The sequence below is a fragment of the Serratia sp. 4542 genome, from assembly GCF_016805595.1.
Classification (GTDB): domain Bacteria; phylum Pseudomonadota; class Gammaproteobacteria; order Enterobacterales; family Enterobacteriaceae; genus Serratia; species Serratia nevei.
The window spans coordinates 28,434-45,577 of record NZ_RXKV01000018.1; the positions used below are offsets into that span (position 1 = coordinate 28,434).

The 17,144-nt window shown below is 60.2% G+C and carries 12 protein-coding genes and 1 riboswitch; of the genes, 4 read left to right on the forward strand and 8 right to left on the reverse strand.

Annotated elements, in window-relative coordinates; genetic code table 11:
• Positions 1 to 27: 27 nt before the first annotated feature.
• The 4 genes from EKL15_RS22955 to EKL15_RS22970 form a co-directional block, all read right to left on the reverse strand.
• Positions 28 to 1,707 carry a ShlB/FhaC/HecB family hemolysin secretion/activation protein gene (locus EKL15_RS22955; RefSeq protein ID WP_100397038.1) on the reverse strand — a complete coding sequence of 560 codons (1,680 nt, stop codon included), beginning with the start codon at positions 1,705 to 1,707 and terminating at the stop codon, positions 28 to 30.
• Positions 1,708 to 2,092: 385 nt separating this feature from the next.
• Entirely contained in the window at positions 2,093 to 3,010 is a 918-nt protein-coding gene (gene panS, locus EKL15_RS22960; RefSeq protein WP_049201525.1) for a ketopantoate/pantoate/pantothenate transporter PanS, read from the reverse strand.
• A 142-nt stretch (positions 3,011 to 3,152) separates the two neighbouring features.
• Positions 3,153 to 4,520 (reverse strand): lysine-sensitive aspartokinase 3, encoded by a 1,368-nt coding sequence (lysC, locus tag EKL15_RS22965; RefSeq protein WP_100397039.1) that lies wholly within the window; start codon positions 4,518 to 4,520, stop codon positions 3,153 to 3,155.
• Between the two features lie 108 nt (positions 4,521 to 4,628).
• A riboswitch (Lysine riboswitch) is annotated at positions 4,629 to 4,823 on the reverse strand.
• A 52-nt stretch (positions 4,824 to 4,875) separates the two neighbouring features.
• Complete coding sequence (locus EKL15_RS22970) at positions 4,876 to 6,684, reverse strand: sodium:proton antiporter (protein WP_089186514.1); 1,809 nt, start codon at positions 6,682 to 6,684, stop codon at positions 4,876 to 4,878.
• A gap of 229 nt (positions 6,685 to 6,913) precedes the next feature.
• Here EKL15_RS22970 and pgi point away from each other — a divergent pair, with 229 nt between their 5' ends.
• The gene (gene pgi / locus EKL15_RS22975; RefSeq protein WP_033639258.1) at positions 6,914 to 8,560 is read left to right on the forward strand and encodes a glucose-6-phosphate isomerase; all 1,647 of its coding nucleotides are present in this window, start codon (positions 6,914 to 6,916) and stop codon (positions 8,558 to 8,560) included.
• 62 nt (positions 8,561 to 8,622) lie between these two features.
• On the opposite strand, the gene EKL15_RS22980 is transcribed toward pgi, so the two are convergent.
• A complete protein-coding gene (locus EKL15_RS22980; RefSeq protein ID WP_049201520.1) occupies positions 8,623 to 10,059 on the reverse strand; it encodes a capsule assembly Wzi family protein in 1,437 nt (478 codons plus the stop codon).
• A 225-nt stretch (positions 10,060 to 10,284) separates the two neighbouring features.
• Here EKL15_RS22980 and psiE point away from each other — a divergent pair, with 225 nt between their 5' ends.
• Complete coding sequence (gene psiE, locus EKL15_RS22985) at positions 10,285 to 10,692, forward strand: phosphate-starvation-inducible protein PsiE (protein ID WP_004936694.1); 408 nt, start codon at positions 10,285 to 10,287, stop codon at positions 10,690 to 10,692.
• A 155-nt stretch (positions 10,693 to 10,847) separates the two neighbouring features.
• Here psiE and malG read toward each other — a convergent pair whose 3' ends face one another.
• The 3 genes from malG to malE all read right to left on the reverse strand — a co-directional run bounded on the left by malG (position 10,848) and on the right by malE (position 14,703).
• Positions 10,848 to 11,738, reverse strand: a complete 891-nt coding sequence (gene malG, locus EKL15_RS22990) for a maltose ABC transporter permease MalG (protein WP_100397040.1) — start codon at positions 11,736 to 11,738, stop codon at positions 10,848 to 10,850.
• A gap of 11 nt (positions 11,739 to 11,749) precedes the next feature.
• Entirely contained in the window at positions 11,750 to 13,327 is a 1,578-nt protein-coding gene (gene malF, locus EKL15_RS22995) for a maltose ABC transporter permease MalF (RefSeq protein ID WP_038874341.1), read from the reverse strand.
• 182 nt (positions 13,328 to 13,509) lie between these two features.
• On the reverse strand, positions 13,510 to 14,703 hold the full coding sequence (gene malE, locus EKL15_RS23000; protein WP_100397041.1) for a maltose/maltodextrin ABC transporter substrate-binding protein MalE: 1,194 nt from the start codon (positions 14,701 to 14,703) through the stop codon (positions 13,510 to 13,512).
• A gap of 358 nt (positions 14,704 to 15,061) precedes the next feature.
• Between malE and EKL15_RS23005 the strand changes: the two genes are divergently transcribed.
• Both EKL15_RS23005 and malK read left to right on the forward strand, forming a co-directional pair.
• Positions 15,062 to 16,033 carry an alpha-amylase family glycosyl hydrolase gene (locus EKL15_RS23005; RefSeq protein ID WP_060425181.1) on the forward strand — a complete coding sequence of 324 codons (972 nt, stop codon included), beginning with the start codon at positions 15,062 to 15,064 and terminating at the stop codon, positions 16,031 to 16,033.
• Positions 16,026 to 17,135, forward strand: a complete 1,110-nt coding sequence (malK, locus tag EKL15_RS23010) for a maltose/maltodextrin ABC transporter ATP-binding protein MalK (protein WP_038874339.1) — start codon at positions 16,026 to 16,028, stop codon at positions 17,133 to 17,135. Before EKL15_RS23005 ends, malK begins: the two co-directional genes overlap by 8 nt.
• The last annotated feature ends 9 nt before the right edge of the window (positions 17,136 to 17,144 follow it).

Here is a 17,144-nt window from a genome sequence, read left to right on the forward strand (position 1 = left end):
GTGGGGTCCTGCAAAACTGCTGATTAATTAAAAGGTGTAAGAAAAGCGCGCCAGTACCTGAACGGGATCTTCCGGCGTGGCGTGATTTGACAAGATCCAGCCGCGGCTGACCTCGAGATCGACCAGCGCCTGCCGATAGCGCAACGTGGCGCCGCTGCTCAGGCCGGTGCTGCTGCGCCACCCCGAGTTGTCCTGGCGCGGCAAAATGCGGCCGACGTCGGCGCCGAGGCGCGGCGTCAGCGTGGTGGCGCCCAGATTGAAGCTGCGCGACAGCGTGTTCTGCAGATACCAGCCGTTGTCGCCGGACTGGGTGCTGCGGCTAAAGCCGCGCACGGCGCTGCGATCGGTAAGGCTCAGCCATTCCACGCCGGGCAGCGGGTCGCGGCTGTACTGGCCATAGAACAGGTTGTTGAGCTGATAGGTCGCCTCGCCCAGGTGAAGGCGCTGGCTGAGGTTGGCGAACAGCTTGCCCTTGGTGAACTGGCTGTCGAGGTGCACCGAGCTCGGGTGGCGATCGGCCCCCAACCACGGCAGACCCTGTTCGACGCTGAGATTGGCGCTGAACACGCCGTTGGGCAGAATCTGCAGGTGGCTGGCGCTCAGCTCGGCCAGGGTCAGCGTGGGGCTGCTGACTTCGAGGCGCACGCTTTCGAAGTAGTTGTCGATGCGCTTGTAGGTCAACTGGCCGCTCAGGCTGTCTATCTGATCGTGATCGCGGTAAAACACATAGTCGCTGCGCAGCCCGTACTGTTGGGTCTGGCCGTGCAGTTTGACCACGTTGTGCGGCAGCTGCTGGTGGTTCTCATAGGACGAGAAGCTGGCGAACCCGCTGAAGGTGAACGCGCCGTACGGCAGCGAATAGAGCAGGGTATAGGCGCGGTTATAGCGATGAGCCGGGTTTTCCAGCGTGCTGCTGGCGTTCAGGCTGACGAAGTCCGACAGGCCGAACGGGCTGTCCAGCGTGGCGGTGGCGCGCGCCAGCCACTGGCCGGTGCTTTTTTGGCCGTAATTATCCGTGCCGGCGGTAATCAGCCAGGGCTTGGCATGTTGATTGCGCAAACGAATGACCGAACCGCCAACCTGGTGGCCGGGCAATATATCCAGCTTGGTGGTATTCGATTGCAAACGGTTGGCCTGATCCAATCCCTGGTCGAGCTCGGTTAATTTCAACGGCTTGCCTTCCAGCCCCGGAAATAATAAACGGCTGTTGACCCAGCGATCGCCGCCTTCTATTTTCTCGATAAATCCTTCGGTGACGCTTAACCCCAATTCTCCCTGTGAATTAGGGCGAACAATTTGCACGCGCGCGGTGATATAGCCTTTTTGCACATAAAGGCGCGTTAATTCGCGGGTCAGGCGATTGATATCATTGCTGCTGATGCAGTTTTCCGGCAGCGCGCTCAGGGCGGATAAATCGGTCGGCGAGAGCAGGGTGACGCCCTGCAGATAAACGCCGGCGATCGGCAGGCACTGCGCGGACTGCGGCAGGGCGGGCGCGGGCGGTTCCGGCTCCGCCAGCAAGCGTTGCTGCTTCAGCTGCTGGTAGCGGCGTTGCTCAATCAACTGGTTGACTTCACGCGTGCTGTCTTGCAACGCACGGCGCGACTCCCCCATCGACATATCCCGCATCATGTGGGCGTCCGGCAGGGTTTCGGCGGAAAGGGCCGTGCTGACCAACAGCGTCAAGGCGGTTATTTTTTTTATCATTGTAATCCATTATGAGAGGCCGCCGGGGCAGCCCGCCCAATCCATGAGGTTAACCACGGGCGGCCGACGGCCGGCCCGAAATAATGAGCGACGTGCACATTGCGAGGTATCTTGATTTGCCGCGGCAAATAAGACGGTGGGTATAGATCTAAATAATAATTAGGCTGCTTCTTTTATGGTGGGCAACCCTGGTGACTTAATTAATTAAAAAAAGTAGAACGTCTCTTCCTCTTGCCAACATTATCGGCATGGTTAGGAAGAATCTGAATTTTTATTTTTCACGGATGATAGGGGATGAGAGGAATTATGACAATCCGACCAGTGGGAAATACGAAATTTCGCAGAGAAGAACGGGGACGCAATTGTTTGCGTCCCTACAGGCGGTTTATTTTTTCTTGATAGGGCGGCCGGACCAATACCCCGCCAGCAGCGAACCGGAGAGGTTGTGCCAGACCGAGAACAGCGCGCCCGGCAGAGCGGCCAGCGGTGAGAAGTAGATTTTACCCAGCGTGGCTGCCAGCCCGGAGTTCTGCATGCCGACTTCGATCGCCAGCGTGCGGCAGGTGGATTCGTCGAAGCCGAACAGCTTGCCGCCCCAGTAGCCGCTGAGCAAACCGATGCCGTTGTGCAGGATCACCGCGACGATCACCACCAAACCGACCGAGGCGATGTGGCTTTGGCTGCCCGCCACCACCGCGCTGATGATCGCAAGGATACACACCATCGACAGCGCCGGCAGCAGCGGCTCAATGCGTTTCACCGCCTTGGTCAGGGTGTGGTGGACGATCAGGCCCAGGCCGATCGGGATCACCACGATCTGCAGAATGCTCAGCAGCATGCCCATGATATCGACGCTGATCTTGGCGTCGACATACAGGCGGGTCAGCAGCGGCGTGGCGAACACCCCCACCAGCGTCGAGACCGCCGAGATGGTCACCGACAGCGCCACGTCACCCTTGGCCAGGTAGATCATTACGTTGGACGCGGTACCGCTGGCCACGCTGCCCACCAGCACCATGCCGGCGGACAGATCCGGCGGCATGCGGAACAGCATCGCCAGGATCCAGGCCGCCAGCGGCATGATCAGATAGTGCAGGAAGATGCCGGCCGCCACCGGGCCGGGGCGCGCCAGCACGCGTTTGAAGTCGTCCAGCCGCAGCGTGACGCCCATGGCGAACATGATCAGCATCAGCAGCGGGCTGACGTAGGGGCCGATGCCGGTAAAGGAGGTCGGCGTGTAATAGGCGGTGACGGACAGCAGTATCGCCCACAGGGGGAATAAGCGCGTGAAGAGTGCCAACATGCAGGTTTTCCTTAGCCAGATTGAGAACGGTGGGTGTGGTTGTGTTTTTTGCGGGTTCAACATGCTGAACCCCTGCAGGTTTTGAACGAATTTTTTAGACGCAGGGGCGCAGCGTGCTGCGCCCGCAATCAGGGATAATGACTTATTCGAACAGGTTGTGGTGCAGGGCGCGCACCACCTGCTCGGCTTCTTCGCCCGGTACCAGGAAGCACAGGTTATAGCTGCTGGCGCCGTAGCAGATCATGCGGATATTGAACGGATCGAGCACGCCGAACACCTCTTTGCCTACGCCGCAGGCCCGCGACAGCTGGTTGCCGATGATCGCCACCAGCGCCAGGTTCTCTTCCACTTCCACCCGGCACAGCGACGACAGCTCGGTCAGCAGCGAGGTGGTCAGCAGGCTGCCGCCGACGGAGGTGGCACCGGTGGTGTCCATGGTCAGCGCAATGCTGACCTCCGAGGTGGTGATCAGATCGACGGAGATGTTGTGGCGCGCCAGAATATTGAACACCTCGGCCAGGAAACCGCGCGCGTGCAGCATGTTCAGGCTGTGCAGCGTCAGCAGCGTTTGCTTGCGGCGCAGCGCCAGCGCACGGAACAGCGGCGGGTTTTCGGTGGTGTTGCACACCAGCGTGCCGCCGGCCGCCGGATCCTTGCTGGAGCCGACGAATACCGGAATATCGCTGCGCACCGCCGGCAGCAGGGTGGCGGGGTGCAGGACTTTAGCGCCGAAGGTGGCCATTTCCGCCGCCTCTTCGAAACCGATTTTGTCGATGCGCTTGGCCGCCGGTACCACGCGCGGATCGGTGGTGTAAATGCCCGGCACGTCGGTCCAGATATCCACCCGGCCAACGCCGAGCGCCTCGCCGAGCAGCGCGGCGGTATAGTCGCTGCCGCCGCGGCCGAGCGTGGTGGTGCGGCCTTTCGGCTCGCTGCCGATAAAGCCCTGGGTGACCACCAGCGCTTCCTGCAGGCGCGGCTGCAACTGCGCTCGGGCCAGTTCGCTGAGCGCGGCGCTGTCCGGCACGGCGCGGCCGAAGTGATCGTCGGTGCGCATCACTTTGCGCACGTCGAACCATTCGGCCTGCACGTTGCGGGCGCGCAGGATTTCAACGAACAGCAGGGTGGACATCAGCTCCCCATGGCTGACCAGCTCGTCGGTCAACGCCGTCGAGGTGGCCAGCGACGCGGCCTCCGACAGCATGGCGATGTTTTCCAGCAGCCGGTCGATCTCTTCGCGGATCACCGCCGGCGCCGTGAGGCGATCGAGGATGGCGTACTGGATGCGGCGAATTTCATCAAGCTGGTAATTGCGCTTGTCGGCCTCGCAACCCTCGGCCAGGGCGACCAACAGGTTGGTGACGCCCGCCGAAGCGGACAACACCACCAGGCGGACCTGCGGGTTGGCCAGCACGACGTCGGCGCTGCGGTTCATGGCTTCAAAGTCGGCGACGCTGGTGCCGCCGAACTTGGCTACCACGGTGGAATGCTGGGGTGCTGCTTGGTTCATCTAGAAACCTCGTGTCAGGGATGCCCGTTTGGGGGCACTGTAATTCCATAGCCTTGGCACAAGGGGAGAGCGGTAAACAGGGGGCAGGCGTAGAGGTCAGGCTACGATACACCCAGAAGCGCCCCACCTTGTCGATCGCCCTGTGGGCGATCCCCTGGTGACAACCCAGGGGATTCAGCCCCTGTAGTCGATACGATAATGGCCGGCCATTATCGTACCTCGGCGTCGCTCCCCCTCGGGTGCCGTCAACGGAGAAACGGCTCCTCTGACACTCTACCTGGGCGACGCGCCTCTTCTGGCTTGCGCACCGGGTGCGCAAGTAGGCTGTTAGGAATAGCCGGTTATCGCCATTCTGTCAACGTACAGACGGTGAGGGATTTTCATCTTGTACCAGCGCGATAAGCGTACAGGGCATCGCGGGCGTGGAACCGGCGCCAATCGGTTGCAGAGAACCGTCTTCCTTTTGGCTGAATAACGGGATAACGCCCTGATGTTTCTCCAAATACTCCAGCCAACCGAAATTTTCGTTCAATTTGGTCGCCTTGATGGTGGCCCCCTTGGCGAGCAGGCTGCTCAGGCGGCCGTAGGTGGCTTCCTGATTAAATAAAATTTCATGCCGGCGGAAACGCGAACTTTCCGCGCTGGCGCCGCGCCCTTTCAGCGGCGCCCCCGAACGGATGGCAAACACGTGATCCTCGCCGAAGAGATGGCCGAAGTGGTAGACCGCCAGCGCGTTCTGGTGGCGATTGGGCGACAGCGCCAACACCTGGGCGATATTGCTCAGGTCGAGATAGTTCTCGGCGTGTTCGGAGTAGGCGTGGCCATAGTAGGCCGGAATGCCGTCCATGCGCGCCTGGCGGTAGTATTCCCAACTGCTGTCGGTGACGATCACCGGCACGTTCAGCTTGATCAGCGCCTGCGCCAGCATGCGCGCCACGCTGTTGGCGCCGACGATCAGCACGCCGCGCGGCTTTTGCTGCTGTACCCGCAGCCAGCGCGCCATCATGCCGCTGGTCAGGCTTTGCAGCACCACGGTGCCGATGATGATGGCGAACACCACGGTGACCAGCCGGTCGGCGCCCTGATAGCCGCTGCGCTGCAGCGTCAGCGCGAACAGCGAGCTGACCGCCGCGGCGACGATGCCGCGCGGGGCGATCCAGCACAGCAGCAGCCGATCGCGCCAGTGCAGGGAAGAGCGCCAGGTCGATACCGCGATGCACAGCGGCCGGGCGATGAACTGCACCGCCAGCAGCAGCAGGAGCAGCGGCCAGCCCATGTTCCACAGCGCCTGGATGTCGAGCCGCGCCGCCAGAATGATGAACAGCGCCGAGATCAGGATCGCCGACAGCTCCTCTTTGAACGCCAGAATATCGCTGGTATCGACGTCGCGCATGTTGGCCAGCCAGATGCCCATCACCGTGACGGTCAGCAGGCCGGATTCGTCGGCGATGGCGTTGGAAACGCCGAAGGCGGCCAGCATGATCGCCAGCACCGCCAGGTTCTGCAGGTAGCGCGGCAGCCAGACGCGGCGCAGCGCCAGGCCGAGCAGGTAGCCGAACAGCGCGCCGGCGATCAGGCCGACGGCGGCGGTCACGCCCAGCGTCCAAAACAGGTGGGTATAGGACTCCGCATTCTGTTTCAGCACGATGAATTCGAACACCAGCAGAGTGAAGATGGCGCCGACCGGATCGATGACGATCCCTTCCCAGCGCAGCACTTGGTTAATGTTGGCGTTCGGCCGCACCACGCGCATCAGCGGGGCGATCACCGTCGGCCCGGTCACCACCGTCACCGCGCCGATCAGCGCCGCCAGTTCCGGCGGGAAATCCAGCAGCCACCAGCTGGCGAGGCTGATGACCAGAAAGGTAACCAGCATGCCGACGGTGACCAGATTGCGTACCACGCCGCCGAGGCCGCGTATCTCCTCGAAACGCAGCGTCAACGCCCCCTCGAACAGGATGATCGCCACCGACAGCGACACCAGCGGAAACAGCAGATCGCCGAACAGCAGATCCGGCTGCACCAGATGCACCGTCGGGCCGAGCACGATGCCGAACAGCAACAGCGGCAAAATGGCCGGCAGGCGCAGCAGCCAGGCCAGCCACTGCGCCAGCAGCGACGCCAGGCCGATAAGCACCAACATGAGCGGGGCGGATAATTCCATAAGCGAGATCCCTTTCAAATGACGAAATGAGCAACGATGACACAGCCTGATGACAATTCGGCAACCCCGATAACAGGCCGTTAGCCCAAAGTATAGAGTGAAAGCTGAAACGAGGCGGCAATGCGTTGACAGTTAGCGCCTATCGCAAGAAAAGAGATCATAATCACAGTCGAACAGGCTACAATCGGACAAACGCGTCATTTTTATTCTCAAGCCTAAGAGTGTTGCTATGAAAAATATCAATCCTAGTCAAACCGCTGCTTGGCAAGCCCTGCAGCAACATTATGCACAGATGAAAGACGTACGGATCGCCGACCTGTTCGCCCAGGACAGCGATCGTTTCTCCCGGTTCTCCGCGACCTTCAACGATCAAATGTTGGTGGACTATTCCAAGAACCGTATCACGCAGGAAACCCTGGAGAAGCTGCAGGCGCTGGCGAAAGAAACCGATCTGCAAGGCGCCATCAAATCGATGTTCGCCGGTGAGAAAATCAACCGCACCGAAGATCGCGCGGTGCTGCACATTGCCCTGCGCAACCGCAGCAACAGCCCGATCCTGGTCGACGGCAAAGACGTGATGCCGGAAGTGAACGCGGTATTGGCCAAGATCAAACAGTTCTGCGCGCGCGTCATCGGCGGCGAGTGGAAAGGCTACACCGGCAAGCCGATCACCGACGTGGTGAACATCGGCATCGGCGGTTCGGATCTCGGCCCTTACATGGTGACCGAAGCGCTGCGCCCTTATAAAAATCACCTGAACATGCACTTCGTCTCCAACGTCGACGGCACCCATATCGCCGAAACGCTGCAGCCGCTGAACCCGGAAACCACGCTGTTCCTGGTGGCCTCCAAAACCTTCACCACGCAGGAAACCATGACCAACGCCCACAGCGCGCGCGACTGGTTCCTGAGCAGCGCCGCCGATCAACAGCACGTAGCCAAGCACTTCGCCGCGCTGTCCACCAACGGCAAAGCGGTGGCCGAATTCGGCATCGATACCGACAACATGTTCGAGTTCTGGGACTGGGTAGGGGGCCGTTACTCCCTGTGGTCGGCGATCGGTCTGTCGATCGCGCTGTCCATCGGTTATGACAACTTCGAGCAGCTGCTGAGCGGCGCGCACGCCATGGATAAGCACTTCGCCGAAACGCCGGCGGAGAAAAACCTGCCGGTGCTGCTGGCGCTGATCGGTATCTGGTACAACAACTTCTTCGGCGCCGAAACCGAAGCCATTCTGCCGTACGATCAGTACATGCACCGTTTTGCCGCTTACTTCCAGCAGGGCAACATGGAGTCCAACGGCAAGTACGTCGATCGCAACGGCAATCCGGTGGATTACCAGACCGGCCCGATCATCTGGGGTGAGCCGGGCACCAACGGCCAGCATGCGTTCTACCAGCTGATCCATCAGGGCACCAAGCTGGTGCCGTGCGACTTCATCGCGCCGGCTATCAGCCATAACCCGCTGGGCGATCACCACGCCAAACTGCTGTCCAACTTCTTCGCCCAGACCGAAGCGCTGGCGTTCGGCAAATCGCTGGAAGTGGTGGAGGCCGAGTTCGCGGCGCAGGGTAAAACCCCTGAGCAGGTCAAGCACGTGGCGCCGTTCAAAGTGTTTGAAGGCAACCGTCCGACCAACTCGATCCTGCTGCGCGAAATCACCCCGTTCAGCCTGGGCAGCCTGATCGCGCTGTACGAGCACAAAATCTTCACCCAGGGCGCGATCCTGAACATCTTCACCTTCGATCAGTGGGGCGTGGAGCTGGGCAAACAGCTGGCTAACCGCATCCTGCCTGAGCTAGCGGGCAGCGAGAAAATTAGCAGCCACGACAGCTCGACCAATGCGCTGATCAACCGCTTCAAGGAATGGCGCTAATCGCCTGAGCTGAAGCCAATAAAAAACCCGCCGCGGCGGGTTTTTTTTACGTCTGTAACAAATTACAGGTTGATCGGCACTTCGAAGCTGACGCCCGCGCCCACGTCATCGGCGGTGCTGTGATCGTTATCGGTGTACCACAGGCTGGTATCGAACTTAACCTGAGACGGGAAGGTATAACCCCAGCCGACCTGAATGCCCTTCAGCGTATCGGATTTCGGGAACGCCTGGTTGATGCTTTGGCTCAGCGGGTTCACCTTGGCGTAAACCACGCGGGTGCTCCAGCGTTGGCTGTCGTCCAGCACCAGCTCTACGCGGCCGGACAGCATCTGGCCGTCGCCACCCATGGCGTGGCCCAGCGGGTAACCCTGTTGGTAGTAGCCGCCTTTGTAGACATAGTGGTTATACACATAATTTTTGCGGCTCATATCCGAACGGGTGTCTGACCCTTCGATATACCAGTTGATGGTCGTCGGGCCCCATTCCGGATGGCCTTCCAAACCGAGCAGATAGGTGTTTTGCGATGGCAGATAGCCTGCCTCATCTTCACCCACCAATTGACCATACAGGCTAACCGGCATACCGATCAGCGGCTGCATTTTCAGTTTGAAATCGAAACCGGCGAGCTGGTTGCCCGGATCATCACCTCTGCCGGAATCATCATTATCACGGCCGCTAACGCCTTTCCAGAACGAACTCCAGGACTGTGGTCGGCCCTCACCACCCCACTGCATGACGCGCGACGCACCCAACTCCAGGAAATCGGTCGGCATCATGGTGAAGCGGGCACCGATCAATTTGGTGTGCGGGACGGAACTGTACTGCGAGAGCTGGCCGGCGCTCAGCTGGTATTGCCAGCGGCCGATCCACGACAGCCACGGGGTTTCAAACGGCGATTGGTCTGCGCGCTGCAGCATAAAGCCCGCCACCGGGCGTGCGGCATCGGAGCGGATCAGGCTGCCGTCGTAACCAGGGCCCCACCACTGGGAAACTTCGCCGAAGGAGAGCCACTGGTTCCAGATTTTCACCGCGCCGTAGGAGCCGTTCATATTGAATTTGGAGCCATCGCTGACGCGCTGATCGCCTTCCACCGAACCCTGCAGACGTACGTCCCAGAACTCGCCGTTGGCGCCGGCGCCGATGGTCAGGCGATCGTCGGCGTACTCATTTTGGCCGAAGCCCTGCGGGGTACCGGGTTTATCCGTCGAGGCGTAACCGCTGACGCGGATGTTGGCTTTCAAGGCATCGACACGGCGCTGCACGCGGTCGATGACGTTTTTCTCGGTATTGGTGACCGGCTTGGCCTGCGCGATAACGGAACTGATCTCTTCCTGGCTCAGCGGCCAGGTGGACAGGCTGACGTTGATAACGCCGCGGTCAGACAACCAGGCGAGATCGTTACGCAGATCGTTGTCAGGGGTTACCAGGCCGGCGGCGTGGCCGGACAATGCACAGGTAAACAGGCCCGCAGCGACCAGTCCGTTAAGTTTAGCGCGCATAAAGAATTCCCTTGTTAATTCGAGGTTATTGGTTTTATGTAAAGATCTCTGTGACCCATGATAGTTGACATTTCGATTTGCTACAAATCTATAAGCCAGAAACATCTTATTATAACTTTATGAATTAAATGGGGTTTAAAGTGCTTTCGCGCGGGGCATAATTTTTAAGACAATGCCTATATTGGCACGGTTGAATCATATTAGCGGTATTCAGAGAGAGGTTTTATGGCAAAAACGTCGCGTTCGATCATGATAGCGAAAGGGCTGCAGCGGGTACTGAACGTAGGTTTGCTGCTGCTGGCGGCAATTCTGGTGGTGTTTCTGGTCAAGGAGACCCTCCACTTGGCGAAGGTGTTATTTATCAACAACGAAGAGTCTTCTTCATACCTGTTGATTGAAGGCATCGTGATTTATTTCTTGTACTTTGAATTTATCGCCTTGATCGTCAAGTATTTTGAGTCGGGTTATCATTTCCCGCTGCGCTATTTTATTTATATCGGCATTACCGCGATTATTCGTTTGATTATCGTGGACCACAAGAATCCCATCGATACCCTGATCTACGCCGCGGCGATATTGGTGCTGGTGGTGACGCTCTATCTGGCCAACACCGATCGGCTGAAACGGGAATAGCGGAGATAAAAATGGCGGCCAATGGCCGCCAAAGACACAGGATATCATTACCCGTCGTCTTTCAAGCTACAGCGTTGTTGACTGCACTCGCTGTAACTTGAAATCCATAGGGTAAAAGATAAGGAAAGACATCAAACGCACTGCAGTGGCACAAATTACCCCTTCACGCCGCCGGCCGTCAGGCCGCCCACCAGCCAGCGCTGCGCCAGCAGGAACACGGCGGTAATCGGTATCGCCGACAGCACCGCGGCGGCGGCGAAGTCGCCCCACAGGTAGTTCTGCGGGTTGAGATATTGCTGCATCCCCACCGCCAGCGTGTAGCTGTTCACATCGCGCAGCAGCAGCGACGCTACCGGCACTTCGGTGATGGCGGCGATAAACGACAGAATGAACACCACCGCCAGAATTGGCACCGACAGCGGCAGCAGCACCAGACGGAAAGCCTGCCACGGCGTGGCGCCGTCCAGCGCCGCCGCCTCTTCCAGCGAGTTGTCGATGGTTTCGAAATAGCCCTTGATGGTCCAGACGTGCAGCGCGATGCCGCCCATGTAGGCGAAGATCACGCCGCCGTGGGTGTTCAGGCCGATAAACGGAATGTACTGGCCCAGGCGATCGAACAGCGCGTACAGCGCCACCAGCGACAGCACCGCTGGGAACATCTGGAAGATCAGCATGCTTTTCAGCAGCGGGCTCTTGCCGCGAAAACGCATGCGGGCGAAGGCGTAGGCGCAGGTGGTGGATAGCGTCACGATGCCGATGGCGGTGATTGCCGCTATCTTGATGGAGTTCCACAGCCACAGCAGCACCGGGAACGGCGGCGGCGTCACGCTGCCGTCGGCGTGGGTGACGCTGAAGCCGAGCGCCAGCCGCCAGTGATCCCAGGAGAGGGTTTCCGGTATCAGGCTACCGGTGGCGAAGTTGCCGGAGCGCAGCGAGATGGCCACCACCATCAGAAGCGGGAACATGATCAGGGCGATAAAGCACAACATCAAAATATGGGTGATCCACAGGCGCAGGCGCTGGGACTTGGGTTGAACCATGGCCATCGTTATTCTCCCTAATCGAAGTTCATCTTGCTGGCTTTCAAATTCAGGATCGCCAGCGCGCCCACCAACAGGAAGATCAGCGTGGCGATGGCGGCCGCCAGCCCGAAGTCTTGCCCGCCGCCGCCTTCGAAGGCGATGCGGTAGGTGTAGCTGACCAGCAGATCGGTATAGCCGGCCGGCGTAGTGGTGCCGATCATGTCCGGGCCGCCGTTGGTCAGCAGCTGGATCAGCACGAAGTTGTTAAAGTTGAAGGCGAAGCTGGCGATCATCAGCGGCGTCAGCGGCTTGATCAGCAGCGGTAAGGTGATGCGGAAGAAGTTTTGCCACGGGTTGGCGCCGTCCATCGCCGAGGCCTCGTACAAATCGTCCGGGATGGCCTTCAGCAGCCCCATGCACAGGATCATCATGTACGGGTAGCCGAGCCAGGTGTTGACGATCAGGATCATGCTCTTGGCGGTGAGCGGATCGCTGAACCAGGCCGGTTTGATGCCGAACAGATGGCTGAGCATCATGTTGATCTCGCCGAAACTCTGGTTGAACAAACCTTTGAAGATCAGGATCGAGATGAATGACGGCACCGCATAGGGCAGGATCAGCAGCACGCGGTAGATCGCCTTGCCTTTCAGCGCCTCCCACTGCACCACGCAGGCTAACACCATGCCGACCGCCACGGTGAGGATCACCGTCATCACCGAGAACACGATGGTCCAGATGAAGATCGACACGAACGGTTTCTTGATGCCTTCGTCCTGCAGCACCCGCAGGAAGTTTTTCCAGCCGGTGGTGACGGTATAGCCCGGGCTCAGGGTTTCCTGTGCCCAGCCGCCGTCGGCGTTGATCGCCTGATAGAAGCCGGTGTCGCCGTTCGGCCGGTAGCGCACCTGAGTCTGGTTATTGGTCAGCGTGCTGCCGTCTTTGTCCAGCGCATACAGCGGGCGGGTGCCGGAGAACTGGCGCAGGGAGCTCATGCGCAATTCCCCGCCGTCGGGCAGTTGCGCCACCAGTTGGCTCAGCGCTTGCCGGTTCTGGGTGATCGCCCGCAGCGTGGCGCGTTCGCCCTGCGGCGCGGCGCTCTGTGCCGTCAGCTTCAGGGTTTGCGGCGCGGCGGCGTCGAGGCGGAAAGGTTCGGAGATCAGCGGCTGTTCGCTGTCCGGTGGCGTCAGCTGCAGGCGCCACTGCTGGTTTTCCGCCGGGTAGAGGCCGAAGGTAAAGGTTTTGCCGCTCTGGAACTGGCGCTGCATCAGCACCGATTGCGCGCGTTCAAAAGTCAGCTGGTTGGTGCTGCTGTAGTTGGTAAAGGCGATGGCGATGGTGCAGATCAGCGGGAACAGGACGAACAGCCCCATGCCGGCGACGCCGGGATACACATAGCGCCAGGCATAGGCGCGGCGGTTGGCGAAGACGTAAAGCCCGGCGCTGACCAGGATCAGCGTCAGGATGGCGAACAGGTATTCACCCTGTGCATACATCAACACAATCAGGTAGCAGGTCACCAGGCTGAACAGGCCGACCACCAGCCATTTCAGCGCGTCGCTTTGCCACCACTTCGATTTTTTACGCGCAGGCGTCCCGGCGTGAGCGAATTGCATAGGGCGTTCCTTTCTGTGAAGCAACGGCGGGGCACTTGTCCCCTTCATACTTGAAGCTACACCTTTGTTGGCTGCGTCCGCTCACCCCGGTCACATAGTTATCTATGCTCCCGGGGATGTGCGTACTTGCCGTCGCGGTGTAACTCCAATTATTTCGGGGATGTTAATCCCGCACGACGTCGTTACTTGGTGATACGGGTCTGCACGTCGTCCAGCGCGGCTTTCACCGTCTGACGGCCGCTGACGGCGTTGATCACCGCGCTGCGTTCGGCGTACCAGAAGGCGCTCATCTGCGGGATGTTCGGCATGATTTCCCCGTTTTGCGAGTTCTGCATGGTGGCCGCTATCTTCGGATCTTTGGCCAGCGCTTCCTGATAGGACTTCAGCGCCACCGCGCCCAGCGGCTTGTCTTTGTTGACGTCCGCCAGCCCTTCGTTGGTCAGCAGGTAGTTCTCGAGGAACTCGGTCGCCAGCTCTTTATTCGGGCTGGCGGCATTGATGCCGGCGGTCAGCACGCCGACGAACGGCTTGGACGGTTTGCTTTTGAAGGTTGGCAGCAGCGTCACGCCGTAGTTGATTTTGCTCTGCTCGATGTTGTTCCAGGCCCACGGCCCGTTGATGGTCATCGCGGTCTGGCCTTTGTTGAACGCGGCTTCGGCGATCGAGTAGTCGGTATCGGCGTTGATGTGCTTGTTTTTCACCAGATCGACGATGAACTGCAGACCGGCCTGCGAACCGGCATTGGCGACGCCGACATCCTTGATGTTGTATTTGCCGTTTTCATACTTGAAGGCATAACCGCCGTCGGCGGCGATGATAGGCCAGGTGAAGTAGGGTTCCTGCAGGTTCCACATGATGGCGCTTTTGCCGCTGGCGCGCAGCTGCTTGTCCAGCGCCGGGATCTCTTCCCAGGTCTTCGGCGGCTGTTTGACCAGGTCTTTGTTGTAAATCAGCGACAGCGCTTCGACGGCGATCGGGTAGCCGATTAGCTTGCCGTCATAGCGCACGGCGTCCCAGGTGAACGGGAACAGCTTGTCCTGGAAGGCTTTGGACGGGTGGATTTCGGCCAGCAGGCCGGACTGCGCATAGCCGCCGAAGCGGTCGTGGGCCCAGAAGATGATGTCCGGGCCGTCGCCGGTGGCGGCCACCTGCGGGTATTTTTCTTCCAGCTTGTCCGGGTGCTCGACGGTGACCTTGATGCCGGTGTCTTTTTCGAATTTCTTGCCGACTTCGGCCAGGCCGTTATAGCCCTTGTCGCCGTTGATCCAGATAACCAGTTTGCCTTCCTCGATCTTGGCGAAGGCGGAAGAAGAGAGCACCAGGGTGGCCAGTGCCGAGAGCGCCAGCGTGCGGGCGAGGGTAATGCTGCGAGTCATAATCCAGTCCTTCTTTTTGTGGGCACATAAATCAAGGAGAGACGTTTCGCGGTAATAGTGGGTCACAACGCGACATATTCTCATCCTCCCCCCCTCTACGCCCCTGTGATGAGGAGTGTGATCCAGTTAACGTTGCGCTCTATTCTGTGGCGTCAGGCACAAAATAGGGGGGCGATTTTTGCCAGCCGGATCACAGATTTGCCTTAAGCGCGGAACTTCTCATCGCTGTGGTCGTTCTCTCATCCTCCCGTCTCCTCCCCCATGAAAAATCCTGTTACGGATGATTACCCTTTCCGGCGACTCCCGCACTATCGGCCCATTGATTTTCAACGCCACGCGCAGCAGGGATACCGGATTTATGTCGTCAATGCCTATCGCCACCCAGCCCACCCTGTACCGGATCCATCCGGCCAGTTTCCGTGACGGAAACGGGGACGGCGTGGGCGACGCGCACGGCATGCTGGCGGCGCTGCCGTACCTGAAAGCGCTGTCGATCGACGGCCTGTTGCTGCCGCAGACGCTGGCGCCGGAGACCGAGGCGACGGTGACGGGCGAAGGGCTGACGCTGTGGTACGCCGATGAAGCCAACCGCGTTCGCAATGCGGCCGCGCCGCAGCGGTTCGCCCACGGCGCATTGGCGCTGGACGTGATGCCGTTCAGCGCGGAGAAGCTGGTGGCGGTGCTGCATGCCCGCCGCGCCTCGTTGGCGGACAGCCTGTGGAGCACCGGCGACGCGGATCAGCCCCGAGTGGTCAGCCGCTGGGGGCAGGGCGATTTGCGCTCCGCCGCCGCCTTTCTGACGCTGCTGGCGATGTTGCCGGCGCCGATCTGCCTGTATCAGGGTGAAGAGCTGGGGCTGCCGCACGCCGCCGGCCTGCAGGATCCGCGCGGCGCGCAAACGCCGATGCCGTGGCATGAGGCCCCCGAACAGGTCACCGCCGGCGAAATCAGCTGGTATCAGCAGGTGGCGATCGAACACCGCGCGTTGGCCATCAGCCGCCAACAGCACGACAGCCACTCCACCTTACGTTACTGCCAGGCGCTGTTGGCCCTGCGCCGTTCGCCGCTCATCCAGCGCGGCGAGCTGAGCGCGGTCAGCCAGCGAGACGGCGTGGTGCGCTTACTTATTACCCATCAGGATCAATGCCTTGAAGCGCTGATAAACCTGCAGCCTTATACTCAGGCGGCCGCGCCGTCTGAGGCGACCTTGCCGTTGGCATGGCAGCACGGCGCGCAGCAAGAGGGTCATCAATGGGTTTTGGCGGGCTTTGCCTCCGCCATTTTCACACGACATGTTAACTGCGAAAGCAGGGGAGTAACGCATGGCTAGCGTCACACTGCGCAGCGTTTATAAGGCCTTCGGTGAGGCCGTGATTTCCAAAGACGTCAATCTGACCATCGAAGACGGCGAGTTTGTGGTGTTTGTCGGGCCGTCGGGCTGCGGTAAATCGACGCTGCTGCGCATGATCGCCGGGCTGGAGGACATCACCTCCGGCGAGCTGCTGATCGGCGAGAAACGTATGAATGAGGTGCCGCCTTCCGAGCGCGGCATCGGCATGGTGTTCCAATCCTATGCGCTGTATCCGCACCTGTCGGTGGCGGACAACATGTCGTTCGGCCTGAAGCTGGCCGGCGCCAGGAAAGCGGAAATCAATCAACGGGTGAACCAGGTTTCCGAGGTGCTGCAGCTGGCACACCTGCTCGATCGGCGGCCGAAGGCGCTGTCCGGCGGGCAGCGTCAGCGCGTGGCGATCGGCCGCACGCTGGTCGCTGAGCCGGACGTGTTCCTGCTCGACGAACCGCTGTCCAATCTCGATGCCGCGCTGCGGGTGCAGATGCGCATCGAGATCTCCCGTCTGCACAAGCGCCTGCAGCGCACCATGATTTACGTCACCCACGATCAGGTCGAAGCGATGACGCTGGCCGACAAGATCGTGGTGCTCGACGCCGGTCGCGTGGCCCAGGTCGGCAAGCCGCTGGAACTGTACCACTACCCGGCCAACCGCTTCGTCGCCGGGTTTATCGGCTCGCCGAAGATGAACTTCCTGCCGGTCAAGGTGACCGCGGCGCAGCCGCAACAGGTGCAGGTCGAACTGCCCAACCGCCAGCTGGTCTGGCTGCCGGTGGAAGGCGCGGGCGTTCAGCCCGGCGCCAACCTGTCACTGGGCATTCGCCCTGAACATCTGCTGCCTGGCGAAGCCTCTGAAGTGCGGCTTACCGGCGACGTACAGGTGGTGGAGCAACTCGGCAACGAGACGCAAATCCACATCCAAATCCCGGCTATCCGTCAAAACCTGGTGTACCGCCAGAATGACGTGGTGCTGGTAGAAGAAGGTGCCACATTCGCCATCGGCCTGCCGCCTCACCGCTGCCACCTGTTCCGTGAAGACGGTACGGCATGTAAACGGCTGCACCAGGAGCCGGGCGTTTAAAGCATCAAA